Source organism: Pseudomonas sp. RIT411 (assembly GCF_003057735.2).
Lineage (GTDB): Bacteria > Pseudomonadota > Gammaproteobacteria > Pseudomonadales > Pseudomonadaceae > Chryseomonas > Chryseomonas oryzihabitans.
In genome coordinates, this window is the sequence record NZ_QBIZ02000010.1 from 138,065 (window position 1) to 162,907 (window position 24,843).

At 68.8% G+C, this 24,843-nt stretch carries 18 protein-coding genes; 11 read left to right on the forward strand and 7 right to left on the reverse strand.

All coding sequences use genetic code 11. From position 1 onward, the window contains the following. Positions 1 to 185: 185 nt before the first annotated feature. The gene (glyA, locus tag DBY63_RS15560; RefSeq protein ID WP_027602952.1) at positions 186 to 1,439 is read right to left on the reverse strand and encodes a serine hydroxymethyltransferase; all 1,254 of its coding nucleotides are present in this window, start codon (positions 1,437 to 1,439) and stop codon (positions 186 to 188) included. A gap of 123 nt (positions 1,440 to 1,562) precedes the next feature. Next, entirely contained in the window at positions 1,563 to 5,756 is a 4,194-nt protein-coding gene (locus tag DBY63_RS15565; RefSeq protein ID WP_108582392.1) for an EAL domain-containing protein, read from the reverse strand. Positions 5,757 to 5,967: 211 nt separating this feature from the next. Here DBY63_RS15565 and ettA point away from each other — a divergent pair, with 211 nt between their 5' ends. The 4 genes from ettA to modC all read left to right on the forward strand — a co-directional run bounded on the left by ettA (position 5,968) and on the right by modC (position 10,256). Beyond that, positions 5,968 to 7,632, forward strand: a complete 1,665-nt coding sequence (gene ettA / locus DBY63_RS15570; protein WP_007162716.1) for an energy-dependent translational throttle protein EttA — start codon at positions 5,968 to 5,970, stop codon at positions 7,630 to 7,632. Between the two features lie 113 nt (positions 7,633 to 7,745). Further along, a complete protein-coding gene (gene modA / locus DBY63_RS15575; protein WP_027598442.1) occupies positions 7,746 to 8,501 on the forward strand; it encodes a molybdate ABC transporter substrate-binding protein in 756 nt (251 codons plus the stop codon). A gap of 4 nt (positions 8,502 to 8,505) precedes the next feature. Further along, entirely contained in the window at positions 8,506 to 9,183 is a 678-nt protein-coding gene (gene modB / locus DBY63_RS15580; RefSeq protein WP_042136720.1) for a molybdate ABC transporter permease subunit, read from the forward strand. Continuing rightward, positions 9,180 to 10,256, forward strand: a complete 1,077-nt coding sequence (gene modC, locus DBY63_RS15585; protein ID WP_108582393.1) for a molybdenum ABC transporter ATP-binding protein — start codon at positions 9,180 to 9,182, stop codon at positions 10,254 to 10,256. Before modB ends, modC begins: the two co-directional genes overlap by 4 nt. Here the strand turns inward: modC and DBY63_RS15590 are convergent. After that, complete coding sequence (locus tag DBY63_RS15590; RefSeq protein WP_108582394.1) at positions 10,248 to 11,174, reverse strand: LysR family transcriptional regulator; 927 nt, start codon at positions 11,172 to 11,174, stop codon at positions 10,248 to 10,250. The genes modC and DBY63_RS15590 overlap by 9 nt on opposite strands. A 138-nt stretch (positions 11,175 to 11,312) precedes the next feature. Between DBY63_RS15590 and DBY63_RS15595 the strand changes: the two genes are divergently transcribed. After that, positions 11,313 to 12,230: a DMT family transporter gene (locus DBY63_RS15595; protein WP_058790362.1), complete on the forward strand. Its 918-nt coding sequence runs from the start codon at positions 11,313 to 11,315 to the stop codon at positions 12,228 to 12,230. Here the strand turns inward: DBY63_RS15595 and DBY63_RS15600 are convergent. Both DBY63_RS15600 and DBY63_RS15605 read right to left on the reverse strand, forming a co-directional pair. Next, entirely contained in the window at positions 12,196 to 13,128 is a 933-nt protein-coding gene (locus DBY63_RS15600) for an acetamidase/formamidase family protein (RefSeq protein WP_108582395.1), read from the reverse strand. The genes DBY63_RS15595 and DBY63_RS15600 overlap by 35 nt on opposite strands. 26 nt (positions 13,129 to 13,154) lie before the next feature. After that, on the reverse strand, positions 13,155 to 14,537 hold the full coding sequence (locus DBY63_RS15605; RefSeq protein WP_108582396.1) for an APC family permease: 1,383 nt from the start codon (positions 14,535 to 14,537) through the stop codon (positions 13,155 to 13,157). A 154-nt stretch (positions 14,538 to 14,691) separates the two neighbouring features. Here DBY63_RS15605 and DBY63_RS15610 point away from each other — a divergent pair, with 154 nt between their 5' ends. From DBY63_RS15610 to DBY63_RS15635, 6 genes are all read left to right on the forward strand, one after another. Further along, a complete protein-coding gene (locus DBY63_RS15610; protein ID WP_027602960.1) occupies positions 14,692 to 15,456 on the forward strand; it encodes a LuxR family transcriptional regulator in 765 nt (254 codons plus the stop codon). Positions 15,457 to 15,544: 88 nt separating this feature from the next. Next, positions 15,545 to 16,015: a nuclear transport factor 2 family protein gene (locus DBY63_RS15615; RefSeq protein ID WP_027598449.1), complete on the forward strand. Its 471-nt coding sequence runs from the start codon at positions 15,545 to 15,547 to the stop codon at positions 16,013 to 16,015. A gap of 72 nt (positions 16,016 to 16,087) precedes the next feature. After that, complete coding sequence (locus tag DBY63_RS15620) at positions 16,088 to 16,993, forward strand: LysR family transcriptional regulator (protein WP_027602961.1); 906 nt, start codon at positions 16,088 to 16,090, stop codon at positions 16,991 to 16,993. 110 nt (positions 16,994 to 17,103) lie between these two features. Beyond that, positions 17,104 to 18,294 (forward strand): CaiB/BaiF CoA-transferase family protein, encoded by a 1,191-nt coding sequence (locus DBY63_RS15625; RefSeq protein WP_027598451.1) that lies wholly within the window; start codon positions 17,104 to 17,106, stop codon positions 18,292 to 18,294. Further along, a complete protein-coding gene (locus DBY63_RS15630) occupies positions 18,291 to 19,217 on the forward strand; it encodes a hydroxymethylglutaryl-CoA lyase (protein WP_027598452.1) in 927 nt (308 codons plus the stop codon). The genes DBY63_RS15625 and DBY63_RS15630 overlap by 4 nt, the downstream gene beginning before the upstream one ends. A 77-nt stretch (positions 19,218 to 19,294) precedes the next feature. Further along, on the forward strand, positions 19,295 to 20,680 hold the full coding sequence (locus tag DBY63_RS15635) for an MFS transporter (RefSeq protein WP_037007309.1): 1,386 nt from the start codon (positions 19,295 to 19,297) through the stop codon (positions 20,678 to 20,680). A gap of 2 nt (positions 20,681 to 20,682) precedes the next feature. Here DBY63_RS15635 and DBY63_RS15640 read toward each other — a convergent pair whose 3' ends face one another. Beyond that, positions 20,683 to 23,781: a multidrug efflux RND transporter permease subunit gene (locus DBY63_RS15640; protein WP_108582397.1), complete on the reverse strand. Its 3,099-nt coding sequence runs from the start codon at positions 23,779 to 23,781 to the stop codon at positions 20,683 to 20,685. Then, positions 23,781 to 24,843, reverse strand: a 1,063-nt coding sequence (locus DBY63_RS15645) for an efflux RND transporter periplasmic adaptor subunit (RefSeq protein ID WP_218565013.1), incomplete at its 5' end; no start/stop codon positions are given. The genes DBY63_RS15640 and DBY63_RS15645, both read right to left, overlap by 1 nt.

The following is a 24,843-nucleotide window of genomic DNA, read 5'->3' on the forward strand; positions in this document are numbered from 1 at the left end:
AAAACCCCGGCACTGGCCGGGGTTTTTCGTTTCCGGGGTCTTCCGGCAGGCGGCAAGGTCTGGCCTGGCTGCCTTGACGACCCCTCTCAAAATGCAAAGAGCCCCGGCCATTTGTCGGGGCTCTTTGTTTTGGGGGTTCCCTCACCCCGGCCCTCTCCCAGGGGGAGAGGGGGAAGGCGTGCCTCTTACTTGCCGTAGACCGGCAGGCGAGCGCAGACGGCCTTGACCTTTTCACGGACGGCGTCGATCACCGATTCGTCGCCCATGTTGCCGAGGATGTCGCAGATCCAGCCGGCCAGTTCGCGGCACTCGGCTTCCTGGAAGCCACGGGTGGTGACGGCCGGGGTGCCGATGCGCAGACCGGAGGTGACGAAGGGCGAGCGCGGATCGTTCGGCACCGAGTTCTTGTTCACGGTGATGAAGGCGCGACCCAGGGCGGCGTCCGCGTCCTTGCCGGTGATTTCCTGCTTGATCAGGCTGAGCAGGAACAGGTGGTTGTCGGTGCCGCCGGAGACGACGTCGAAGCCACGCTCGATGAACACGCCGGCCATGGCCTGGGCGTTCTTGATCACCTGCTGCTGGTAGGTCTTGAACTCGGGCTGCAGGGCTTCCTTGAAGCACACCGCCTTGCCGGCGATGACGTGCATCAGCGGACCGCCCTGGGCACCGGGGAAGACCGCCGAGTTGAGCTTCTTCTCGATGGCTTCGTTGGCCTTGGCCAGGATCAGGCCGCCACGCGGGCCGCGCAGGGTCTTGTGGGTGGTGCTGGTGACCACGTCGGCGAAGGGGACCGGGTTGGGGTAGACGCCGGCGGCGACCAGCCCGGCGAAGTGGGCCATGTCGACGAACAGGTAGGCACCCACGGCATCGGCGATGGCACGGAAGCGGGCGAAGTCCAGCACCTGGGAGTAGGCGGAGTAGCCGGCGACGATGACCTTGGGCTTGTGTTCCTGGGCCAGGCGCTCGACCTCGGCGTAGTCGATCAGGCCCTGCTCGTCGATGCCGTACTGCACGGCGTTGTACAGCTTGCCGGAAGAGGACACGGTGGCGCCGTGGGTCAGGTGACCGCCGTGAGCCAGGCTCATGCCGAGGATGGTGTCACCGGCTTCGATCAGCGCGAGGTAGACGGCCGAGTTGGCCTGGGAGCCGGAGTGCGGCTGGACGTTGGCGTAGTCGGCGCCGAACAGCTGCTTGGCGCGGTCGATGGCCAGTTGCTCGACCACGTCGACGTATTCGCAGCCGCCATAGTAGCGCTTGTGGGGATAGCCTTCGGCGTACTTGTTGGTCAGCACGCTGCCCTGGGCTTCCATGACCGCCGGGCTGGTGTAGTTTTCCGAAGCGATCAGCTCGATGTGATCTTCCTGACGCTGGGCTTCCTGCTGCATGGCGGCATACAGGTCGGCGTCGAAGCGGGCGAGGGTGGTTTCACGGCTGAACATGGCGGCAGGGTCCCCTGAGGCATGGCGAAGAGCGAGCCCGATCGGGCTCGTGAGGGGCAGTATTCTACCCCATCGCGGGAACTCTGAGGTATGAGCGCCGGTCATGCGGTGGCGCCATCGGTCTCATGTCAGGACCGGAAACAGCCCCTGGTGCTCCAGCCGTTCGCGCAGCAGATCCGGCGGCAGCGGACGGTCGAAGAGGAAGCCCTGCACCTCGTCGCAGCCATGCAGGCGCAGGAATTCCAGTTGCGCCGGTTCCTCGACGCCCTCGGCGATCACCGAGAGATTGAGGCTGTGGGCCATGGCGATGATGGCCCGGGCGATCTGCGCATCCTGCTCGCCGTGGGGCAGGCCGTCGACGAAGCTGCGGTCGATCTTGAGGATGTCGATGGGGAACTGCTTGAGGTAGTTGAGCGAGGAATAGCCGGTGCCGAAGTCGTCCACCGCGATGCACAGGCCCAGGCTCTTGAGTTCGCCGAGCAGTTGCAGGGCCTCGCCGACGTCGCGCATCAGGATGCTCTCGGTCAGTTCCAGCTCCAGGCAGGCCGGCGCCAGGCCGGTCTCGGCAAGGATCGCGGCGATGCGCTGGCCGAGCTGGCCGTCGCTGAATTGCCGCGCGGAGAGATTCACCGAGACCTTGGGAATGCGCACCCTGGCCGCGTGCCACTCGCGCATCTGCCGGCAGGCCTCGCGAATCACCCAGTCCCCGACCTGGACCACCAGGCCGATCTCTTCGAGCACCGGGATGAATTCCGCCGGCGAGACGTGGCCGCGCACCGGATGCTCCCAGCGCAGCAGGGCCTCGACCCCGGTCAGGCGCCGGTTGTCGCAGCGGTACTGCGGCTGGTAGTGCAGGCGGAATTCACCCTGCAGCAGGGCGTGCCGCAGATCGGCTTCCAGTTCCAGGCGTTCCAGGGCGCGGGCGTTCATCTCGGCCTGGTAGAACTGGAAGTTGTTCTTGCCCATCTCCTTGGCGTGGTACATGGCGGTGTCGGCGTTCTTCATCAGCTGGCTGAGCTCATGGCCGTCCTGCGGCGAGAGGGCGATGCCGATGCTGGCGGAGACGAAGAATTCGCGGCCTTCGAGCACGAAGGCCTCGGACAGCTGGGTGAGGATCTGCTCGCCGACGCGGATCGCCTGGGCCAGGGCCACCTCGCGGGTTTCCAGGCCCGACAGCAGCAGGGTGAATTCGTCGCCGCCCATGCGCGCCACGCTGTCCTCGGTGCCCACGCAGGCGGTCAGGCGCATGGCCACCTCCTTGAGCAGGCGGTCACCGGCGGCGTGGCCGAGGCTGTCGTTGATCGGCTTGAAGCGGTCGAGGTCGAGGAACATCAGCACCACCCAGCTGCCGTTGTGGCGACTCTGCTGCAGGGCGTTGTGCAGGCGGTCCTGGAACAGGGTGCGGTTGGGCAGCAGGGTCAGGGCGTCGTAGTAGGCGAGGCGATGGATGCGTCTTTCGCTGGCCTTGCGCTCGCTGATGTCGACGAAGAAGCAGACATAGCTCATCAGGTCGCCGTCGTCGTCGCGGATGGCGGTGATGCCGACCCAGGAGGGGTAGGGCTCGTTGTCCTGGCGTCGCTGCCAGAGTTCGCCTTCCCAGCTCTCCTGGGTGCGCAGCTGCTGCATCACGTGCTGCAGCTGGTTGGCTTCCTGCTTGTCCGCGCAGAGCATCATCGGCTGCTGGTCGAACACCTCTTCGGGGCTGAAGCCGGTGATGCGGGTGAAGGTGCGGTTGACCCGCACGATGTAGCCGGCCGGGTCGGTGACCAGGATGGCGCCGGCGGAGTGGTCGAAGACCGTGGCCGCCATGCGCATGTCCTTTTCCGTACGGCGCTGGGCGGAGATGTCGCGGCAGATGCCGAGCAGGCCGGCGAAGCGCTCGTGGTCGTCCCACAGCGGCTTGAGCCGCAGCTCGATCTGCAGGGTGTGACCCTGGGCGTGCAGGCAATCCAGCAGCAGGGGCGCGAAGTGTTCCCGGCGCAGCTCGGCCAGGGCGCGCGGATCGTCGAGGCTGCGCAACAGCCGCTGCAGGGTGCGGCGGAATTCCTGCAGCTGGCGCGAATGCACCACCAGCTCGGCCAGGGTGCGCTGTTGCAGCTCGGTGACGGGATAGCCGAGCAATTCCTCGACCGAGGGGCTGAGGTAGTTGAGCACCAGCTGGGCGTCGGTGGTGAAGATGACGTCGCTGATGCTTTCCGCCAGCTGCCGGTAGCGATTCTCGCTCTCGCGCAGGCGCTCGCTGGCGCGGACCATGTCGGTGACGTCCAGAGCCAGCCCCACCACGCTCGCCGCGCTGCCGTCCGCCGCACTGGCGAGGCGTTGCTCGCGCACGTCGAACCAGCGCCAGCCGCCGTTGCGGTGCTGCCAGCGCAGGAGGCTGCTGCTGGGTTGGTCGGACAGCGTCGGCCGCATGCTGACCACCCGCTCGTGCAGCTCGACGTCGTCCGGATGCAGGCGCGCGCGACCGAGGCTGGCGAAGGCCTCCGGCGGATAGCCGAGCTTGAGCGCCAGCGAATGACTCTCGTAGGTCAGCTCGCCACTGGCCACGTCGTAGGTGTAGAGGGTGTCGGGGATGGCGCTGATCAGATTCGACCAGAAGCTGTCGCGCTCGAGCAGGCGCAATTCGCCGAGCTTGCGCTGGGTGATGTCGGTGAGGCTGAGCAGGGTGGCATCGAGGTGCTGGGGATCGGCCGGCAGGTGCATGGTCAGCCAGAGATGGCGCTCGCCCTCGGCGGTGTCGATGCAGGTCTCGAGTTCCAGCACCTGCTGGCCGGAGAGCAGACCGGCCAGCAGGCGGTAGCGCTTGCCGCCGAGCTGGACGCGGGAGTCACCCACCAGCCGCGCCCAGGCCTGGTCCAGGTGGCCGATGCCGAGCATTTCCAGGGCGCGCTGGTTGATCTCGGTGATGCGCACCTGGCGGCCCAGGGCATCCAGGGCCTCGGGCTGGCGGGCGAACAGCTCCGCCAGTTGCTCGGGACGTTCCAGGCCCAGGGCGTGCATGTGGGGATGGACGGCGCTCAGATCGACCACGCAGATGCCGGTGTGCACCCCGTTGAAGATGCTTTCGTAGCGCTGCCGGGTGGTCTGGATGGTCTCCAGGTTGCGCTGCTGCTCGGTGACGTCGCGCAGTACCCAGACGAAGCCGTCCTGGGTCTGGGTGCGGTCGCGCAGGACGCGGGCGCTGGGCTGGCTGGCCGCCAGGGCATGGCAGCTGACCGCGAAGCGCCGCGGCTGGCCTTCCACCACCAGGGTGACCAGGGCACCGCCATCACGTTCGGCGGGCGTCAGGGCCACCACCTCGGGCAACAGACTGGCGAGGAAGAACTGCTGGGCGTCATCGGCGGCGATGCCCAGCAGGCGGGCGGCGGTGGCGTTGACATGGACCAGGCGACCGTCGGCCTGGGTCATGCAGACGGCTTCCTCGATGCCGTTGAGGGCGATGCCGGCCAGGCGCAGGCCGCGTCGCGAGGCGAGGGTCAGGGCGCGCAGGCCACGTTCTTCGCGCAGCAGCAGGTAGAGCAGGATGACCGCCACCAGGCCGGACAGGCCGAACAGCGCCAGGCGGCCGAAGGAGGCTCCCAGCAGGGTGGTGCCCATGTCTTCGGCGGGATGGCTGCCCACCACCTGCCAGTTGCTGTAGGCCAGCTCCTGGCGTACTTCATCGCGGCTGTCCGCCGCCGGGGTCGCCCCGCCGCGGAACAGCAGGGTGCCCTGGGCGCGATCTTCCAGGCGCCAGTCGAGGCCGGACGGGACCCGGGTCGGCCGCCACAGGGGTTCGAGCAGGGGGGCGCTGGTCAGCACCCACCAGCCCCGCTGCTCCTCGCGATCGCCGGCCAGCAGCACATAGAGGGGCGCCGCCGCGGCCTCGGCATTGTAGCCGTAGCGGAAGTCGGCCTGGCCGGCGCGCGCGATCAGTTGCTGGATGAAGGCGGCGTCCGGCGTATCGCCCAGGCGGGCGGCGCGCAGAGTGGCGTTGGCCGGCAGCCAGCGCACCTGTTGCAGCCCGGGAAAGAAGTCCTGGAGGCCGAGCAGCAGGTTGGGAGCCAGCGGCAGGGTAGGGTCCAGCGACCAGCGCAGGGTGCTGCGCACCGCCTGGGCCTTGAGCGCCAGGCCGAATTCGACGGTGTTGGCCAGTTGCTGGGTCAGGCTGTCCAGCTGTTCGCGCCGCAGGGCCTCGCGCTCGGCCACGCTGGCGAAGGCCTGCCAGAACATCAGGGCCAGCATGGCCACCAGCGAAAGGACGAGCAGGCCGCGGGTGAGGCGTCGCGAGGCGGGGGCGAGCGGCGCTTCCGGCAGCGAGGAGGGCGGGCTGTTCACGACGGACTGCGTTCCTGCAGAGGCGATGGCCGTTCGGCTGCGCCCGATTCCGCGGGGCAGGGATGGCCTATGATAAGGGACCGGACGGTGTCTCCGCCGGTTTTTTCCGCGTGATCAGCGCCGGCGCTTTCGTCGCGCGGGGTTTCGACAGCGTTCGCTGCTGACGCCATACTGTGTCCCCTGTTTTTCATTCCGGTCCCAAGGTCCCACCATGGCTCAATACGTCTACACCATGCATCGGGTCGGCAAGGTCGTGCCGCCCAAGCGTGAAATCCTCAAGAACATCTCCCTGTCGTTCTTTCCCGGCGCCAAGATCGGCGTGCTCGGTCTGAACGGTGCGGGTAAATCGACGCTGCTGCGCATCATGGCCGGCGTCGATACCGAGATCGAAGGTGAAGCGCGTCCGATGCCCGGTATCAATGTGGGTTATCTGCCGCAGGAACCGAAACTTGATCCCGAGCAGACGGTTCGTGAGGTGGTCGAGGAAGCGGTCGGTCAGATCAAGCAGGCCCAGGCCCGCCTGGACGAGGTCTATGCCGCCTACGCCGAGCCGGATGCCGACTTCGACGCCCTGGCCGCCGAGCAGGCCAAGCTGGAAGCCATCCTCCAGGCCGCCGACGGTCACAACCTGGACCGCCAGCTGGAAGTCGCCGCCGACGCCCTGCGCCTGCCGGCCTGGGACGCCAAGGTCGGGGTGCTTTCCGGTGGCGAGAAGCGCCGCGTGGCACTGTGCCGCCTGCTGCTGTCGGCCCCCGACATGCTGCTGCTGGACGAACCCACCAACCACCTGGACGCCGACTCGGTGGCCTGGCTGGAGCACTTCCTCCACGACTTCCCCGGTACCGTGGTGGCCATCACCCACGACCGCTACTTCCTCGACAACGTCGCCGGCTGGATCCTGGAACTGGACCGTGGCCAGGGCATCCCCTTCGAGGGCAACTACTCCGGCTGGCTGGAATCCAAGGCCGCGCGCCTGACCCAGGAAGCCAAGCAGGAAGCCGCCCATGCCAAGGCCATGAAGGCCGAACTGGAATGGGTGCGCTCCGGTGCCAAGGCCCGCCAGTCCAAGTCCAAGGCCCGCCTGCAGCGCTTCGAGGAAATGCAGTCCCAGGAATTCCAGAAGCGCAGCGAGACCAACGAGATCTACATCCCCGCCGGCCAGCGCCTGGGCGACAAGGTCATCGAGTTCAAGAACGTCAGCAAGGGCTACGGCGATCGCCTGCTGATCGACGACCTGAGCTTCGTGGTGCCCAAGGGCGCCATCGTCGGTGTCATCGGCGGCAACGGCGCGGGCAAGTCGACCCTGTTCCGCATGATCATGGGCAAGGAGCAGCCGGATTCGGGCAGCATCGAGATCGGCGACACCGTGCAACTGGCCAGCGTCGACCAGAGCCGCGAGAACCTGTCCGACACCAAGACCGTCTGGGAGCAGGTCTCCGATGGCTCCGACGTGATCAAGATCGGCAACTACGAGGTACCCTCGCGCAGCTATGTGGGTCGCTTCAACTTCAAGGGCGCCGACCAGCAGAAGTTCGTCAAGGATCTCTCCGGCGGTGAGCGCGGTCGTCTGCACCTGGCGCTGACCCTCAAGCAGGGCGGCAACGTGCTGCTGCTGGACGAACCCTCCAACGACCTGGACGTGGAAACCCTGCGCGCCCTGGAAGACGCCCTGCTGGACTTCCCCGGCGCGGCCATCGTGATCTCCCACGATCGCTGGTTCCTCGACCGCATCGCCACCCACATCCTCTCCTACGAGGATGACTCCAACGTGGTGTTCTTCGAAGGCAACTACACAGAGTACGAAGCCGATCGCAAGAAGCGCCTGGGCGAGGCCGCTGCCCAGCCCAAGCGGGTGAAGTACAAGAAGCTGGCCTAAGCGCCAGAACCAACGCCGGCGGGGCCACCTGCCGGCGTTTTCTTTTGTGCCCTCCGCAGCCGCCAGCGTCCTGCGACTGCGGAGGGATTGCCAGCCCCGAGGAAGAAAGCCCGATGCCATCCAGCCGTTCCCGCCTGTTGCTTTCCCTGCTCACCGCAGCCCTGGCCACCCCGGCCCTGGCCGATGAGGTCCAGGTCGCCGTGGCCGCCAATTTCAGCGCGCCGCTCAAGGCCATCGGCGAGCGCTTCGCCCAGGACACCGGCCATCAGCTGGTGATTTCCAGCGGCGCCACCGGCCAGCTCTATGGCCAGATCAGGAATGGCGCGCCCTTCGCGGTCTTTCTCTCCGCCGACGACAGCACCCCGGCCAAGCTGGAAAGCGAGGGCGCGGCGGTCAAGGGCTCGCGCTTCACCTATGCCATCGGCACCCTGGCGCTCTGGTCGCCCAAGCCCGGCTATGTGGACGGCGACGGCGCGGTGCTCAAGCGGAACGCCTTCACCCACCTGGCCGTGGCCAATCCCAAGACCGCGCCCTATGGCCTGGCCGCCAGCCAAGTGCTGGCCAAACTGGGCCTGACCGAGGCGGTCGCGGCCAAGCGGGTGGAAGGCCAGAACATCACCCAGACCTACCAGTTCGTCGCCACCGGCAATGCCGAGCTGGGCTTCGTCGCCCTGTCGCAGATCTACGGGGACGGCAAGATCAAGGAAGGCTCGGCCTGGATCGTGCCGGCCGAGCTCTATGAGCCGATCCGCCAGGACGCCGTATTGCTGGACAAGGGCCAGGACCAGCCGGCGGCCAAGGCGCTGCTGGCCTATCTCAAGGGCCCCCAGGCGGCCGCGGTGCTCAAGGCCTACGGCTACCGGCAGTGACCCCATGAGCCTGAGCGCGGCGGACTGGGCGGCGATCCGCCTGACCCTGGAACTGGCCAGCGTGACCACCCTGCTGCTCCTGGTGCTGGGTACGCCCCTCGCCTGGTGGCTGGCGCGCACCCGCTCCCGGCTCAAGGGACCGGTCGGCGCCCTGGTGGCCCTGCCGCTGGTGCTGCCGCCCACGGTGATCGGCTTCTACCTGCTGCTGGCCATGGGGCCGGAGGGCTGGGTAGGGCAATTGACCGAGGCGCTGGGGCTGGGGCGGTTGCCCTTCACCTTCGCCGGGCTGGTGGTGGGTTCGCTGTGCTATTCGCTGCCCTTCGTGGTGCAGCCGCTGCAGAACGCCTTCGAGGCCATCGGTCCGCGCCCGCTGGAAGCGGCGGCGACCCTCAGAGCCGGTCCCCTGGATACCTTCTTCCACGTGGTGCTGCCGCTGGCGCGGCCGGGCTTCGTCACCGCCGCCATCCTCGGCTTTGCCCATACCGTGGGCGAATTCGGCGTGGTACTGATGATCGGCGGCAACATTCCCGGGCGCACCCAGGTGGTCTCCACCCAGATCTTCAATCATGTGGAAGCCATGGAGTATCCCCAGGCGCACCTGCTGGCCGGGGGCATGCTGGCCTTCTCCTTCGTGATCCTGCTGCTGCTCTATGGGCGCCGTGGGCGGTCGGCCTGGACATGAGTCTCGCTGCGCGCTTCGAATTGCGGCATGCCGACTTCGTGCTGGACGTGGACCTCGCCCTGCCCGGCAGGGGCGTCACCGCGCTGTTCGGTCCCTCGGGTTCGGGCAAGACCAGTTGCCTGAGGTGCGTGGCCGGACTCGAGCCCGCCGCCCGTGGCCGCCTGGTGGTGGCGGAAGAGACCTGGCAGGACAGCGACCGCGGCCTGTTCCTGCCGCCGCACCGACGCGCCCTGGGCTACGTCTTCCAGGACGCCAATCTGTTCGAGCACCTGGACGTGCGCCGCAACCTGCTGTTCGGCTGGAGGCGGGTGGCGCCCGCCGCGCGCCGGCTGGAACTGGAGCAGGTCGTCGAGTTGCTGGGCATCGAAGGACTGCTCGCGCGGATGCCGGCGCGCCTGTCCGGCGGCGAACGCCAGCGGGTCGGCATCGCCCGAGCGCTGCTGACCAGTCCGCGGCTGCTGCTGATGGACGAACCCCTGGCGGCGCTGGACGCCGAGCGCAAGGCCGAGATCCTGCCCTACCTGGAACGCCTGACCCGGGAGCTGGCGCTGCCGATCCTCTATGTCAGCCATGCCCCCGATGAGGTGGCGCGGCTGGCCGATCACCTGGTGCTGCTGGAGCGGGGGCGGGTGCTGGCCAGTGGGCCGACCACCGAGGTACTGGCGCGCCTCGACCTGCCCATCGCCCTGGCCGACGACGCCGGGGTGGTGCTGGAAGGGCGGGTGCTCGGCCATGACCCGGACTACGGGCTGCTCAGCCTGGGCCTGTCGGGCGAGCAGCGCGTGCTGCTGGCCCATGCCCCGCTGCCGCCCGGGCAGTCGCTGCGCATCAAGGTGCTGGCGCGGGATGTCAGCCTCAGCCTGGAACGCCAGCACAGCAGCATCCTCAATGTGCTGCCGGCCACCGTCGCCGAGATCGCCCCGACCCGTTCGCCGGCCCAGGTGCTCTTGCGCCTGGACCTGGGCGGCACGGCGCTGCTGGCGCGGATCACCCGCTATTCGCTGGAGCGGCTGGCGTTGCAGCCGGGGAGTCGAGTGTGGGCGCAGCTCAAGTCGGTGGCGGTGCTAGCCTGAACCTGGGGTTGGCCCGAGCCGCTCCAGCAGAAAGTCCACCAGCGCCCTGACCGCCGCCGGCAACTGGCGATCCGGCGGATAGAGCAGCCAGGCGGTGCCCTGGTAGGGGCCGAGGTATTGCCAGTCGGATAGCACCCGCCGCAGGCGGCCGTCGGCCAGACCGGCTTCGGCGGCGAAGGCCGGCAGGCAGGCGATGCCCAGGTCGGCGAGGGTGGCTTCCAGGCGCACGCCGCTGTGGTTGCAGGCCAGGCGGCCCCGCACCGTCACGCTTTCCACCCGGTCGCCGCGGCGCAGTTGCCAGCGCTGGTCGCCCGGGGTTTCGCCCAGGTAGAGACAATCGTGCTCGGCCAGCGCCTGGGGCTGCTGCGGCGTGCCGCGGCGCCCGAGATAGGCCGGGCTGGCGCAGAGCACGAAGTCCATCTCGCGCAATGGCCGGGCGACGAAGCCGGCGGGTGGCTGCTCGGTGATGCGCACCAGCAGATCCTGGTCGTCGGCGATGGGGTCCAGCGGACGATCGTCCAGGCGCAGTTGCAGATCCACCTCGGGATAGCGCTGGAAGAAGTCCGGCAACAGCGGAGATATCAGCCGGTAGCCGACCGCCTTGGGAACGGCAAGGCGCACCTGGCCGCGGGGCTCCTCGCGATGCTGCAGACCGCTGTCCAGCGCCGCGCCGGCGGCGGCCAGCAGCTGGCGGCAGTGGCCGAGCACCTCGCGGCCGGCCTCGCTCAGGCGCAGCTGACGGGTGGTGCGTTGCAGCAGGCGTACGCCCAGCTCCCGCTCCAGTCGCGCCACCTGACGACTGACCGCCGAAGGCGTGGCGTCCAGCAGGCGGGCGGCGGCGGTGAAGCTGCCGGTCTCCACCACCTTGGCGAAGGCGACCAGGCAGGGCAGCAGGGGGAGGGCGCGCACGAGATCCATGCCAAGTCCGTGGGAAGCAATGGGGCTGGAAAGACTGGCATTGCTTCCCTGGCGGAACAAGAGCTGTGCACGCGAACAGGCTTATCGCGCCTACCGCGAGACGGGCACACTGGCGGCCTGATCCAGGGAGAAGCCGTCATGTCGTCACGCCCCACCTTCGGCCTTGCCGAAGGCCTGTTGCTCGCCACCGCCCTGGTCTGGGGAACCAGCTACGCCGTGGTCAAGGACGCCGTGGTGCTCTATCCGGTGCTCGGCTATCTGGCGCTGCGCTTCTGTCTCACCGCAGCGCTGCTGCTGCCCACCCTGAGGGGCGAGGGCCGGCGGGCCTGGCGACCCGGGGTGCCGACCGGTCTGCTGCTATTGGCGATCTTTCTCGCCGAGACCTATGGCGTGGCCCTGACCAGCGCCAGCAACGCCGCCTTTCTCATCAGCCTGTGCGTGGCCCTGACGCCCTTCGCCGAATGGTGGTTACTCGGTCAGCGCCCCGAGGCTCGCGCCCTGGCCGCCGCGGCCCTGGCGGTGGCGGGCGCCGGGTTGCTGACCCGTGGGGTGACCCTGAGCTTCAACCTGGGTGATGGTCTGATCCTGCTGGCAGCCGTATTGCGCGCGGTCAATGTCTGCGTGGTGCGCCGGCGTCTGCAGCAGGCCAGTGCCCCGGTACCGGCCCTGGCACTGACCGCGGTACAGACCGGGGTGGTCGGCCTGGCCTGCCTGCTGCTGTTCGCCCTCGGCCCGGGCCTGGCGCCGCTACCCGTACAGCCAGGCTTCTGGCTCGCCACCGGCTACCTGGTGCTGTTCTGCACCCTGGGCGCCTTTCTCGCCCAGAACTTTGCCCTGGGCCGCACCAGCGCCACCCGCGTCGCCCTGCTGATGGGCGCCGAGCCGCTGTTCGGCGCACTGTTCGCCAGCGTCTGGCTGGACGAGCGTCTGGGCCTCTGGGGCTGGCTGGGCGGCCTGCTGATCGTCATCGCCTCGCTGTGGGGGACGTTGCCGCGGCGGGCGCCGGACCATTCGGCCCCGGCTATTCGAACACGATCCGCGGGAAGTAGAAGCTGACCACCCAGTTGGGCAGATCGACGATCTCGCTGATGCGCAGGTCGCCACACACCGAGCAGAGCAGATAGGCCTGTTCCGCCGGCAGGTTGCGGCTCTGCCCGAGCCAGTCGATGGCGCCGCTGACGGCCAGGCGCGCCGCCGCCAGCAGGTCCGGTCCGACGCCGGTGAAGACCTCGTAACCGGCGCCGTCCAGGTGGCGGGTGACCGGCCCTGGGGTGCTGAAGCGCGGCATGGCCAGCGGTTGCCCCTTGATCAGCTCGAAGGTGGCGGTGACCGCCATGGCGGTCTCGATGGCCGTGCCGCAGACCTCGCCATCGCCCTGGGCGGCATGGGTGTCGCCAATGGAAAACAGCGCCCCGGCGACCTCCACCGGCAGGTAGAGGCTGGTGCCGGCGGCCAGGTCGCGGATATCCAGATTGCCGCCCACCCGTCGCGGTGGCACCACCGAGTGCAGACCCGGCGCCGCGGGCGCCACCCCCAGGGTGCCGGCGAAGGGCTTGAGCGGGACCCGCGCCAGCTCGCCGAAGGCGGCCGGCGTCTGACCGCTGCGGTCGTACTGCCAGAGTTGCAGCACCGGGTCCGGAAACTGGTCGGCGAGCAGGCCGAAGCCGGGGATGTTGGCGGTCCAGCCAAAGCCGCTGGGGGTGAAGCTGTCCAGCGTCACCTTGAGCACGTCGCCCGGCTCGGCACCCTCGATCCACAGCGGACCGCAGACCGGATTGACCCGCTCGAAGGGCAGGGTGGCGATGTCGGCGGCGCTGGAGTGGCCGTGGAAGTGGCCGTCCGCCGCGTCGCGGCAGGCAAAGCTGACCGTTTCGCCCGGCGCGACCTCCAGCGCCGGGGGGAGGCTGTGGTCCCAGCCGCAATGGCAGTGCTGGCTGTGCAGGGTCTTGATCATCTGAAGCCTCCGCGGCGGGTCTGTGCCTAATGGACGGCGTCGTTGGCCTTGAATTCCGTGGTCCGGCCGCTGAGCCTGAGGAAGGCCAGCACGGCCAGGCCCAGCACCATCCAGCAGCTGCCACCGACCTTGGCGTAGACGTCGGCGTTGAACAGCACATAGGCGAGGATGATGAAGCCGATCAGCGGGACCAGCGCATGGAGCAGCGGGCGACCGGCGCCGCGGTGATGCCAGGCCACTGCCACATGCAGGAGCAGGAAGGCGGTCAGCGCACCGAAGTTGCACATGGAGGCGAGCAGATTGATCTGGCCGACAAAGAACAGCCCCAGCACCAGACTCAGGGCCGCCACCAGCAGGATGGCGCGTTGCGGCACCCGGGTCGTGGGATGGATCTGGCGCAGGAACTGCGGCAGCTGGCGATCCCGGGCCATGGCGAACAGCAGGCGCGAGGTGGCGGCCTGGGCCACCAGGGCGTTGGCGATGGCGGCGCCGATGGCCACCGCCAAGGCGATCACCACCTGCAGCCAGGGACCGGCGATCAGCCGACCGATCTCGTAGAAGGCGTTGTTGGAGGCGTCGGCGTCGGGGTACTGGATCAGGTTGGGTTGCAGCAGGGCGGCCAGCCAGGTCTGCACCATGAACAGCGCCGCCACCAGGGTCAGGGCCAGCAGGGTGGCGCGGCCCACCACGCGGCTGCCGCCGCGGGTTTCCTCGGAAAGGGTGGAGATGGCGTCGAAGCCGAGAAAGGACAGCACCGCCACCGACAGGGCGCTGAAGATCAGCGGCAGGGAGAATTCCTGGGGGTTGTACAGCGGCTTCAGGCTCCACTCGGCGCCGTTCACGCCGCGGCTGATGGCCAGCGACGCCAGCACCACGAACACCAGCAGCACCGCCAGCTGGCCATAGAGGAACAGCCGGTTGGCGCGGGCGGTGGTCTCGATGCCGCGCAGGTTGACCAGGGTGTTGAGGCCGACGAAGAAGAGGATCCACAGCGGCTGGGGAAGCGCCGGGATGACGTTGGCCATGGCGTTGGCGCCGATCACATAGAGCAGGGTGGGCACCAGCAGGTAGTCGAGCAGGATGGCCCAGCCGGCGAGAAAGCCCAGGGCCGGGTGCAGGCCGCGGCCGACATAGGCATAGACCGAACCGGCCACCGGGAAGGCGCGCGACATCTGCTGGTAGCTGACCGCGGTGAACAGCATGGCGACGAAGCCGATCAGGTAGGTGAGGGGCACCATGCCATGGCTGGCATCGAACACCCCGCCAAAGATGGAAAAGGGCGCGATGGGCACCATGAACACCAGGCCGTAGATCAGCAGGTCCTTCAACCCGAGCTGGCGCCTGAGTTCCTGGGTGTAGCCGAAGCGGGCGAGGTCGGCGGCGTCGCCGGACGGAGCGTGCTGAGTCATGGGGGCTTCCTCGAAGGGGCGGGTTAGGCTCGACTCTAGGCCAGGGTGGGGCCTGGCCCCATCCGCAAAAGTGCTAGGTTTGCAGCAGTGCTGTCGCGACTGGCAGAACCTTTGCTTCGCGTTCCCCATCGCGACCCAGGGGAGGAGCTCCAAGATGCATGCCGATCTGCTCACCGTCAGCAGCCGCCTCGCCGGACTGCCCACGCTCGACGCCTGTCTGGATGCCGTCCAGGCCAGTGCCGACCACCTGGGGTGCAAGGCGCTGATCTACGACTATGCCCCGGTGCCCCTCAGTCACGAGGGCGTGCTCATCACCCCCTCGGTATTCAAGGTGCGCAACGCCCCGGCGGACATGCAGGCCTTCTGGTGCGAGCGCGGCTACTACCAGATCGACCCGGTGCAGCAATGCGCCAGTCGGCGCGCGGCGCCCTTCGTCTGGTCGTTTCGCAGCGAAACCCGCAGCGCCCTGCGCGAGTACCTGGGTGACAGTCACCGCCCGGTCACCTGCTATGTGCGTGACAGCGGCCTGGCCACCGGGGTGACGGTGCCGCTGCACCTGCCGGGCGGTGCCTTCGCCACCCTGACCGGCATCCTCGATGCCGATGCGCGGGACGCCGAGGCCGCCGGCGAAGCCTGCCTGGGCGCCTTCCTGGTGCTGGCCCATGCCTTCCAGGCCCGGGCCGACGAACTGCTCGCGCCGGCCGAACGCCGCTGCGGTCAGGTCCGCCTGACGCCGCGCGAGCGCGAATGCCTGCAGTACTCGGCCAAGGGCCTGACCGCCAAGCGCATCGCCGCGACCCTCAACCGCTCCACCGCCACGGTCAACCTGCACCTCAACTCCGCCGCCCGCAAATTGGGCGCGCGCAACCGGGTCGAGGCGGTGGTGCGGGGCTTGCACTATCGCCTGGTCGAGGTCTGAGCGACTTGGCCGGATCCGTGGGCTGATCGACCTTGTGACACCCTCGCTGCGGCCCGACACTGGAGCCTCATCTGCCCAGGAGTGTCCCATGAGCGCCGCCCGTCCTCCCGTCCCGCCCTTCACCCTCGAATCCGCCCGGCAAAAGGTCCGTGCCGCCGAAGACGGCTGGAACAGCCGCGATCCGGCCAAGGTGGCCCTGGCCTATACCGCCGACAGCCGCTGGCGCAATCGCAGCGATTTCCTCCAGGGCCGCGCCGCCATCGAGGCCTTTCTCACCCGCAAGTGGCAGCGCGAGCACGAGTACCGGCTGATCAAGGAACTCTGGGCCCATGACGGCGCGCGTATCGCCGTGCGCTTCGCCTACGAATGGCGGGACGAAGATGGTCAGTGGTACCGCGCCTACGGCAACGAGAACTGGCACTTCGACGACCAGGGCCTGATGGCCGAGCGCCACGCCAGCATCAACGACCTGCCGATCACCGAAGCCGAGCGGCTGTTTCATTGGCCCCAGGGGCGGCGCCCGGATGACCATCCCGGCCTGAGCGACCTGGGTCTCTAACCTGAGGCAGGTGGCTACCCCGGGCGCGCCGGGTCCTGTACAAGGACCTCTGGCCGCCTGGACCCCAAGACGATGCACTACCGCAACCTGCTCCGCCGCCTCGACCTGGTCTCGCTGCAGCTGCTGCTGGCGGTGCACGAGGAGGGCACCCTGACCCGCGCCGCCGAGCGCGAGATGATCGCCTTGTCCGCCGCCAGCAAGCGACTGCACGACCTGGAGCGCTCGCTCGACATCGAACTCTTCGAGCGCAACGCCAAGGGCACCACCCTCACCCCGGTCGGCGAGACGCTGCTGCATTACGCCAAGCGCATCCTCGCCGACGTCGAACGCATCAGCATCGATGTCGGCGAGCACCTGCAGGGCGTGCGCGGCTACGTGCGGATGATGGCCAACATCTCCGCCATCATCGAATTCCTCCCCGAAGACCTGCAGGCCTTCACCGTCGGCCATCCCCAGGTCAAGGTCAGCCTGGACGAACGACCCAGCGCGGGGGTGGTGAAGGGCGTGCTGGAAGGCGCCGCCGACCTGGGCATCTGCTCCTCGGACACCGATACCCGCGGCCTGCTGGCCGTGCCCTACCGGCAGGACACCCTGGTGGTGGTGATGCGTCCGGATCATCGCCTGGCCGCACGCCCGCGGCTGGCCTTCGCCGAGACCCTGGACGACGACCACGTCGGCCTGCACGCCGACAGCTTCATCAACCTGCGCACCAAGGCGGCCGCACGCAGTCACGGCAAGGCCCTGCGCCTGCGCATCCATGTGCCCGGCTTCGATGCCGTGTGCCGCATGGTGCAGGCGGGCTTCGGCCTGGGCGTGCTGCCGCTGCAGGCCTTCGAGCTCATCGGGCGACCGCTCGGGCTGATCGCCGCGGCGCTGGATGACGACTGGTCCCAGCGCAGCCTGGCGCTGGTGGTGCGCGACGTCGAGTCGCTGTCGCCGGTCAGCCGGCTGCTCTACGACCACCTGCTGGACGTGTGAATCGGGTCTTCGCGATCTGCGAAGACCCCTTGCCGAAAGACGTTAACCACCGACTGCACTATTGTCCTAGCATCGGCCTCATTCCAATAACAAAGAGAGGCTAGGCCACCATGACGGCTCTCACCGGACTCCGTGTCATCGAGATCGGCACGCTCATTGCCGCCCCCTTCGCCGCTCGGCTGATGGCCGAATTCGGCGCCGAGGTGATCAAGATCGAAGCCCTGGACAAGGGCGATCCCCTGCGCAAGTGGCGCAAGCTGCACGAGGGCACCTCGCTCTGGTGGTACCTGCAGTCGCGCAACAAGAAGTCCCTCGCCCTGAATCTGCGCTCCGCCGAAGGCGTGGCCCTGGTCAAGCAGCTGGTCGAGGGCGCCGACGTGCTCATCGAGAACCTGCGCCCGGGCGCCCTGGAAAAGCTCGGCCTCGGCTGGGACGTCCTGCACGCCCTCAATCCCAAGCTCACCCTGGTGCGCATCTCCGGCTACGGCCAGACCGGCCCCTATCGTGATAGACCCGGCTTCGGTGCCATCGGCGAGGCCATGGGCGGCATCCGCTACACCACCGGTACCCCGGGCGTGCCGCCGGCGCGGGTCGGGGTCAGCCTCGGCGATTCCCTGGCCTCCATGCACGCGGTGATCGGCGCCCTGATGTCGGTGCTGCGGGTCAAGACCGGCCAGGGCGACGGCCAGGTGGTCGATGTCTCCCTGGTCGAGAGCGTGTTCAACGTCATGGAAAGCCTGGTGCCCGAATACTCCATGCTCGGTCATGTGCGCGAGCGCACCGGCGGGGCGTTGCCGGGCATCGCGCCGTCCAACACCTATCCCACCGGCGATGGCGGTTTCGTGGTGATCGCCGGCAACAGCGATCCCATCTATGTCCGGCTGATGCAGGCCATCGGCCGTCCCGATCTGGCCGAGCGCCCGGACCTTGCGCAGAACGATGGGCGCGCCCGCCACTGCGAGCTGATCGACGAGGCCATCGCCGCCTGGACCGGCAGTCGCGGCATCGACGAGGTGCTGGAGATCCTCGAAGGCGCCGAGGTCCCGGCCGGTCGCATCTATTCGGCCGCCGACATCGTCGCCGATCCCCATTACCAGGCGCGGGAGATGCTGCTGGACACCACGCTGCCCGACGGCGCCACCCTGAAGATGCCGGGCATCGTGCCCAAGCTGTCGGCCACTCCGGGCCAGGTCAACTGGCAGGGTCCGACCCTCGGTCAGCACACCGACGGCCTGCTGGCCGAACTGGGGCTGAGCGAAGCGGACATCCAGCGACTCAGGCAGGGCGGGGTGGTGCAATGAGTACCGAACGCCTGATCGTCCAGGAAGTCGCCCCCCGCGATGGCTTGCAGATCGAGCCGAGCTGGGTGGAAACCACCGACAAGATCGCTCTGATCGACGAGCTTTCGGCGCTGGGTTTCTCGCGGATCGAAGCCGGTTCCTTCGTCTCGCCCAAGGCGGTACCCATGCTGCGCGACGGCGAGGCGGTGTTCCAGGGCATCGCCCGCCGGCCCGGGGTGACCTACGTCGCCCTGGTGCCCAATCTCAAGGGCGCCCAGCGTGCCCTGGCGGCCGGCGCCGACGAGCTGAACCTGGTGCTCTCCGCCAGCCAGACCCACAACCGCGCCAACATGCGCATGAGTTGCGAGCAGTCCCTCGCCAGCTTCGCCGAGGTGGTGCAGCTGGCCAAGGGGCAGGCGGTCTCGCTCAACGGCACGGTGGCGACCACCTTCGGCTGCCCCTTCGAAGGGCGCATCGACGAAGGCTGGGTGTTCGAGCTGGTGCAGCGCTATCTGGCGCTGGGCATGACCGGCATCACCCTCGCCGACACCACCGGCATGGCCAATCCGCGGCAGGTCGCGCGGATCGTCCGCCAGGTGCTGGAACTGATCCCGGCGTCCGCCCTGACCCTGCATTTCCACAACACCCGCGGCCTCGGCCTGTGCAACGTGCTGGCGGCTTATGAAGCCGGCGCGCGCCGCTTCGACGCCGCCCTCGGCGGCCTCGGCGGCTGCCCCTTCGCGCCCGGTGCGTCCGGCAACATCTGCACCGAGGACCTGGTGAATCTCTGCGTGGAAACCGGAGTGGAGACCGGAATCGACCTGGAGCGGCTGATCGCGCTGTCGCGCACCCTGCCGGCGCTGCTCGGCCACGACACCCCCGGTCAGCTGGCCAAGGCCGGTCGCAACTGCGATCTGCATCCGCCGCCCGCCGCCACTGGCTGAGCCGCCCCCGTTTTCATTCGTTCGCCCTGACTACAACAACAAAGGAGCGCCAGCCTGGCCGCTCCCGGGAGACCGCTATGTCCTCATCCGCAACCTCCGCCGCCCTGGCGGCCACCGAACAGGCCATCGTCCGCAAGGTCGCCTGGCGGCTCATGCCGCTGATCATGGTCTGCTACCTGTTCGCCTTCTTCGACCGCATCAACATCAGCTTCGCCAAGTTCCAGCTGCAGGCGGACCTGTCGCTGAGCAACACCGCCTATGGCCTGGGCGCGGGACTCTTCGTGGTGGGCTATGTGCTGTTCGAGGTACCCAGCAACATGATGCTGTACAAGGTCGGCGCCCGGCGCTGGATCGCCCGCATCATGATCTCCTGGGGCATCGCTACGGCGCTGATGATGTTCGTCACCGCCGAATGGCAGTTCTATGTGCTGCGCTTCCTGATCGGCGCCATGGAGGCCGGCTTCGCGCCGGGCATCCTCTACTACCTGACGCTGTGGTTTCCACAGAGCTATCGCGGGCGCATCACCTCGACGCTGTTTCTCGCCTCGGCCTTTGCCGGGCTGATCGGCGCCCCGGTCTCGGGGGTGATCCTCGGGCAGATGGACGGTCTGCTCGGCATGCGCGGCTGGCACTGGCTGTTCCTGGTCGGTGGCATCCCCTGCGTGCTGCTCGGCGTGCTGGTGCTGCGCCTGCTGCATGACCGCATCGCCGATGCGCCCTGGCTCAACGCCGACGAGAAGACCTTCCTGGCCAGCCGCATCGCCCGCCATGAAAACAACAGCCACGGCTCGCTGCTGGCGGCGATCCGGCTGCCGGGCTTCCTGCTGCTCGCGGTGATCTACTTCCTGATCCAGGTCGCCTCCTATGGCCTCAACTTCTGGGCGCCGCAGCTGATCCGCAGCGCCGGTACCGAGAGTCCCACCCTCATCGGCCTGCTGACCGCCGTGCCCTACGTGTTTGGCGCCATCACCATGGTGGTGGTGGGACGGCTGTCGGACGCCAGCGGCGAGCGGCGCAAGTTCGTCTGCGGCCTGGTGATCGCCGGCGCCCTGGGGTTCTTCAGCGCAGGACTCTTCGCCGACCACACCCTCTTCCTGATCCTGTCCCTGGCCCTGATGGGCGCCGGCATCATCGCCGCCATCCCGACCTTCTGGTCGCTGCCGCCGAAACTGCTGGCCGGCGCCGGCGCAGGCGCCGCGGGGGGCATCGCCCTGATCAACACCCTGGGGCAGGTCGGCGGCATCGTCAGTCCGGTGATGGTGGGCTACATCAAGGACCTGACCGGCAGCACCACCCCGGCGCTCTATCTCATCGGCTGCACCAGCCTGCTGGCCGCCGGCCTGATGTTCTGGGCGCTGCCGCAGAGCCTGCGGACCTCGGACAAGCTCGGCGCCCGCAAGCCCGAGCCCGCGCCGGTCGAGGACGCCACGCTGCTGGGCGACAAGCGCCCCCACAACGCCTGAGGCTAACGGTCCGGCGCGCGCCAGCGCCGGACCAGCCGCAGCACCAGTACGAAGAACACCGGCACGAAGACCAGCGCCAGGGTGGCGCTGAGCATGCCGCCGATCACCCCGGTGCCCACCGCCTGCTGGCTCGCCGAGCTGGCCCCGGTGGCCAGGGCCAGGGGCACCACGCCGAGGATGAAGGCCAGCGAGGTCATGACGATGGGTCGCAGGCGCAGGCGGGCGGCGCGGCAGGTGGCCTGGTGCAGGTCCATGCCTTCGTCGTGCAGACGCTTGGCGAATTCGATCAGCAGGATGGCGTTCTTCGCCGTGAGGCCGATCACCGTGATCAGGCCGACCTTGAAGAAGACGTCGTTGGGCATCCCCCTCAGGGTCACCGCCAGCACCGCGCCGAGTACCCCCAGGGGCACCACCAGCAGCACCGCGGTGGGAATCGACCAACTCTCGTAGAGCGCCGCCAGGCAGAGGAACACCACCAGCAGCGACAGGCCCAGCAGCAGGGGCGCCTGGCCGGCGGAGAGGCGTTCCTGCAGCGACAGCGCCGTCCACTCCAGGGCGAAGCCGCGCGGCAACTCGGCGGCCAGGCGCTCCAGTTCGGCCATGGCCTCGCCGGTGGTATGACCGGGCAGCGGTTCGCCGGCCAGGCTGATGGCGGGGTAGCCGTTGTAGCGCGACAACTGCGCCGGGCCCTGGGTCCAGTCGGCGCTGACGAAGGCGGACAGCGGCACCATGCGTCCGCGCTCGTTGCGTACCTCCAGGCGCAGCAGGTCGTCCACCTGGCTGCGGGTACCCAGGTCGGCCTGCACGATCACCTGCTGCATCCGGCCGCGATTGGGAAAGTCGTTGACGTAGCTGGAGCCCAGGGCCGTGCCCAGGGTCTCGCCGAGGGCGCTGAAACTCACTCCTAGCGCGGCGGCCTGGCGGCGATCCACCACCAGCTGCACCTGGGCGCTGTCGGCCAGGGCGGTCTCCCGCACGTAGGCGATGATCGGATTGCCTGCCAGTCTGGCCTGCAGTTCATCGCGCGCCGCCTTGAGCGCCGCCTGGCCGCGATTGGACCTGTCCTGCAGACGCACCTCGAAGCCGCTGGAGGTGCCCAGGCCTTCCACCGGCGGCGGCAGCACGGCGAAGCCCTGGGCCTCGCTCTCGCCCGCCAGGACGGTATTGGCCCGCTCGGCGATGGCTGCGGCGGAGTCGGCCGGGCCGCGGGCGGACCAGTCCTTGAGGGTAGTGAAGGCCAGGGCGGCGTTCTGGCCGCTGCCGGAAAAGCTGAAGCCGAGCAGCACGAGGTCGTTGGCCACCCCGGGTTCCGCGGCGTAATGGCGCTCCAGGCGCTCGAGCACCTTGAGGGTGCGCTCCTGGGTAGCGCCCGGCGGCAGCTGGATGTCGGTGATCAGATAGCCCTGGTCCTCGGTGGGCAGAAAGGCGCCGGGCAGGCGGCCATAGAGCGCCACCAGGGCCGCCAGCAGGACGGCGAACAGCAGGAGATTGGGCAGCAGTCGGCGGATGGCGCGGGCCACCCAGCCTTCGAAACCGCCGGTCAGGCGCTCGAAACCCCGGTTGAAGGCGCCGAAGAAGCCGCCGCGGGCATGGGCGCCCTGGGCAATCGGCTTGAGCAGGGTGGCGCACAGCGCCGGGGTCAGGCTCAGGGCGAGAAAGGCGGACAAGAGGATGGCCACCGCCATGGACGCCGAGAACTGGCGATAGATGACGCCCACCGAACCGCTCATGAAGGCCATGGGCACGAAGACCGCGGTCAGCACCAGGGTGATGCCGACGATGGCGCCGGAGATCTCGCCCATGGCCTTGCGCGTGGCGGCGCGCGGATCGAGTCCTTCCGTGGCCATGAGGCGCTCGACGTTCTCCACCACCACGATGGCGTCGTCCACCAGGATACCGATGGCCAGCACCATGCCGAACAGGGTCAGCACATTGATCGAATAGCCCAGCGCCAGGAGCACGGCGCAGGTGCCCAGCAGCGCCACCGGCACCACCAGGGTCGGGATCAGGGTGTAGCGCAGATTCTGCAGGAACAGGTACATCACCGCGAACACCAGCGCCATGGCCTCCAGCAGCGTGTGGATGACCTGGGTGATGGAGATCTCGACGAAGGGTGCCGTGTCGTAGGGGATGTCGTACTTCATCCCCGGCGGAAAGTACCGGGACAACTCGGCCAGCTTGGCGCGCACCGCCTTGGCGGTGGCCAGGGCATTGGCGGTGGGCGCCAGCTGCACCCCCACCGCCACCGAGGGCTTGCCGTCCAGCCGGGTGCCGAAGTTGTAGCTCTGGCTGCCCACCTCGACCCGGGCGACATCGCCCAGGGTCACGCTGGAGCCATCGACCCCGGCGCGCAGCAGGATGCCGGCGAATTCGGCCGGGTCGCTGAGCTGGCCCTTGATCAGCACCGGCGCGGTCAGCTCCTGACCCGCGGGGGCGGGCAACTCGCCGAGGCTGCCGGCCGCCACCTGCACGTTCTGCTCGGCGATGGCGCGGGTCACGTCGGCCGGGGTCAGGCCGACCGCCACCAGGCGACTGGGGTCGAGCCAGACGCGCAAGGCGTGCTCGGCGCCAAACAGCTGGGCCTTGCCCACCCCGTCCAGCCGGCGCAGTTCGTTGACCACGTTGCGCGCCAGGTAGTCGCTCAGGGCGGTGGTGTCGAGGCGCGCGTCGGTGGCGGTGAGGGTGACGAACAGCAGGTAGCCGGCGGAAGTCTCCTCGATCTGGATGCCCTGCTGGGTGACCGCCCGCGGCAGGCGCGGCTCCACCACCTTGAGGCGATTCTGGATGTCCACCTTGGCCAGCTCCGGATCGGTGCCGGGCTGGAAGGTCACGGTCAGGGTGGCGCTGCCCTGGCTGCTGCTGGACGAGAAGTAGAGCAGGTGATTGACGCCATTGAGTTCCTGCTCGACCAGGCTGACCACGCTCTCGTCCAGGGTCTGCGGCGAGGCGCCCGGATAGCTCAGGGTCAACTCGATCTGCGGCGGCGCCACGTTGGGATACTGGGCCACCGGCAACTGCGGCAGGGCCAGCAGGCCGGCGAGCAGGATGAACAGCGCCACCACCCAGGCGAACACCGGGCGGTCGATGAAGAAATTGGCCATCAGCGCGCCTCCGCCGGGGCGGCCTGGGGTTCTACCACCAGGCCCGGCTGCGCCTGTTGCAGGCCCGAGAGCAGTACCCGCTCACCAGCGGCCAGGCCGGATTCCACCACCCAGCGACCGTCCACCACCGGTCCCAGGCGCACCTCGCGCAGGGCGAGCCGGTCTTCGGCATCCACCACCCAGACCTGGGCCTGGCCGCCGGCGCTGCGCTGCACCGCCCGTTGCGCCACGCTCAGGCCCTGGTCGAGCCGTGCCTGCTCCAGGCGCACCCGCACGAAGCTGCCCGGCAGGAGTTCGCGCCGTGGATTGGGAAACTGGCTGCGCAGGGTGATCTGGCCGGTGCTGGCGTCCACCGCCAGATCGGCGAATAGCAGGCGGCCGCTCTCAGGGTAGGGGCTGCCGTCTTCCTGCAGCAGGGTGACCCGCGCCTGGTCCGGCGCCACCTGCTGCAGCCGGCCGTCGCTGAGGGCATCGCGCAGCGCCTTGAGCTGGCGGGTCGACTGGGTGACGTCGGCATGGATGGGGTCCAGCTGCTGGATGATCGCCAACGGCGTGGCATCGCCCTGGCCGACCAGGGCGCCTTCGCTGACCAGAGCCTTGCCGATGCGCCCGGCGATGGGCGCGGTGACCGTGGTATAGCCCAGATTCAGCCGCGCCCGCTTGAGCGCCGCCTGGGCGGCCGCCACCTCGGCCTGCGCCTGCAGACTGGCACCCTGGGCATCGTCCTGCGCCTGACGACTGATCGCCTCGCTCTCCACCAGTGCCGCATAGCGCTCCGCCAGGCGGCGGGCCTGGAAGGCGCTGGCCTCGGCCTTGCGCAGGGCGGCCGCGGCGCTGTCCACCTCGGCCTGCAGCGGCGCCGGATCGATACGGAACAGCACCGCGCCGGCCTTGACCTCGCTGCCCTCGTGAAACACCCGCTGCAGCACGATGCCGGCGACCCGCGCCCGTACCTCGGCGGTCCGCGGCGCCACCAGGCGGCCACTGAGTTCGCTGGCGATGGCCAGGGGCGAGGGGTGCAGCGTCTCCACCTGCACCCTGGGCGCGGGCGGGGTGGCGGCT

Coding starts and splice junctions, on each gene's coding strand:
- DBY63_RS15590 (WP_108582394.1), bottom strand. CDS start 11,174: ATGGATCTCGTGCGCGCCCTCCCCCTGCTGCCCTGCCTGGTCGCCTTC.
- DBY63_RS15595 (WP_058790362.1), top strand. CDS start 11,313: ATGTCGTCACGCCCCACCTTCGGCCTTGCCGAAGGCCTGTTGCTCGCC.
- DBY63_RS15625 (WP_027598451.1), top strand. CDS start 17,104: ATGACGGCTCTCACCGGACTCCGTGTCATCGAGATCGGCACGCTCATT.
- DBY63_RS15600 (WP_108582395.1), bottom strand. CDS start 13,128: ATGATCAAGACCCTGCACAGCCAGCACTGCCATTGCGGCTGGGACCAC.
- DBY63_RS15610 (WP_027602960.1), top strand. CDS start 14,692: ATGCATGCCGATCTGCTCACCGTCAGCAGCCGCCTCGCCGGACTGCCC.
- modA (WP_027598442.1), top strand. CDS start 7,746: ATGCCATCCAGCCGTTCCCGCCTGTTGCTTTCCCTGCTCACCGCAGCC.
- glyA (WP_027602952.1), bottom strand. CDS start 1,439: ATGTTCAGCCGTGAAACCACCCTCGCCCGCTTCGACGCCGACCTGTAT.
- modB (WP_042136720.1), top strand. CDS start 8,506: ATGAGCCTGAGCGCGGCGGACTGGGCGGCGATCCGCCTGACCCTGGAA.
- DBY63_RS15615 (WP_027598449.1), top strand. CDS start 15,545: ATGAGCGCCGCCCGTCCTCCCGTCCCGCCCTTCACCCTCGAATCCGCC.
- DBY63_RS15630 (WP_027598452.1), top strand. CDS start 18,291: ATGAGTACCGAACGCCTGATCGTCCAGGAAGTCGCCCCCCGCGATGGC.
- DBY63_RS15635 (WP_037007309.1), top strand. CDS start 19,295: ATGTCCTCATCCGCAACCTCCGCCGCCCTGGCGGCCACCGAACAGGCC.
- DBY63_RS15640 (WP_108582397.1), bottom strand. CDS start 23,781: ATGGCCAATTTCTTCATCGACCGCCCGGTGTTCGCCTGGGTGGTGGCG.
- DBY63_RS15605 (WP_108582396.1), bottom strand. CDS start 14,537: ATGACTCAGCACGCTCCGTCCGGCGACGCCGCCGACCTCGCCCGCTTC.
- modC (WP_108582393.1), top strand. CDS start 9,180: ATGAGTCTCGCTGCGCGCTTCGAATTGCGGCATGCCGACTTCGTGCTG.
- DBY63_RS15620 (WP_027602961.1), top strand. CDS start 16,088: ATGCACTACCGCAACCTGCTCCGCCGCCTCGACCTGGTCTCGCTGCAG.
- ettA (WP_007162716.1), top strand. CDS start 5,968: ATGGCTCAATACGTCTACACCATGCATCGGGTCGGCAAGGTCGTGCCG.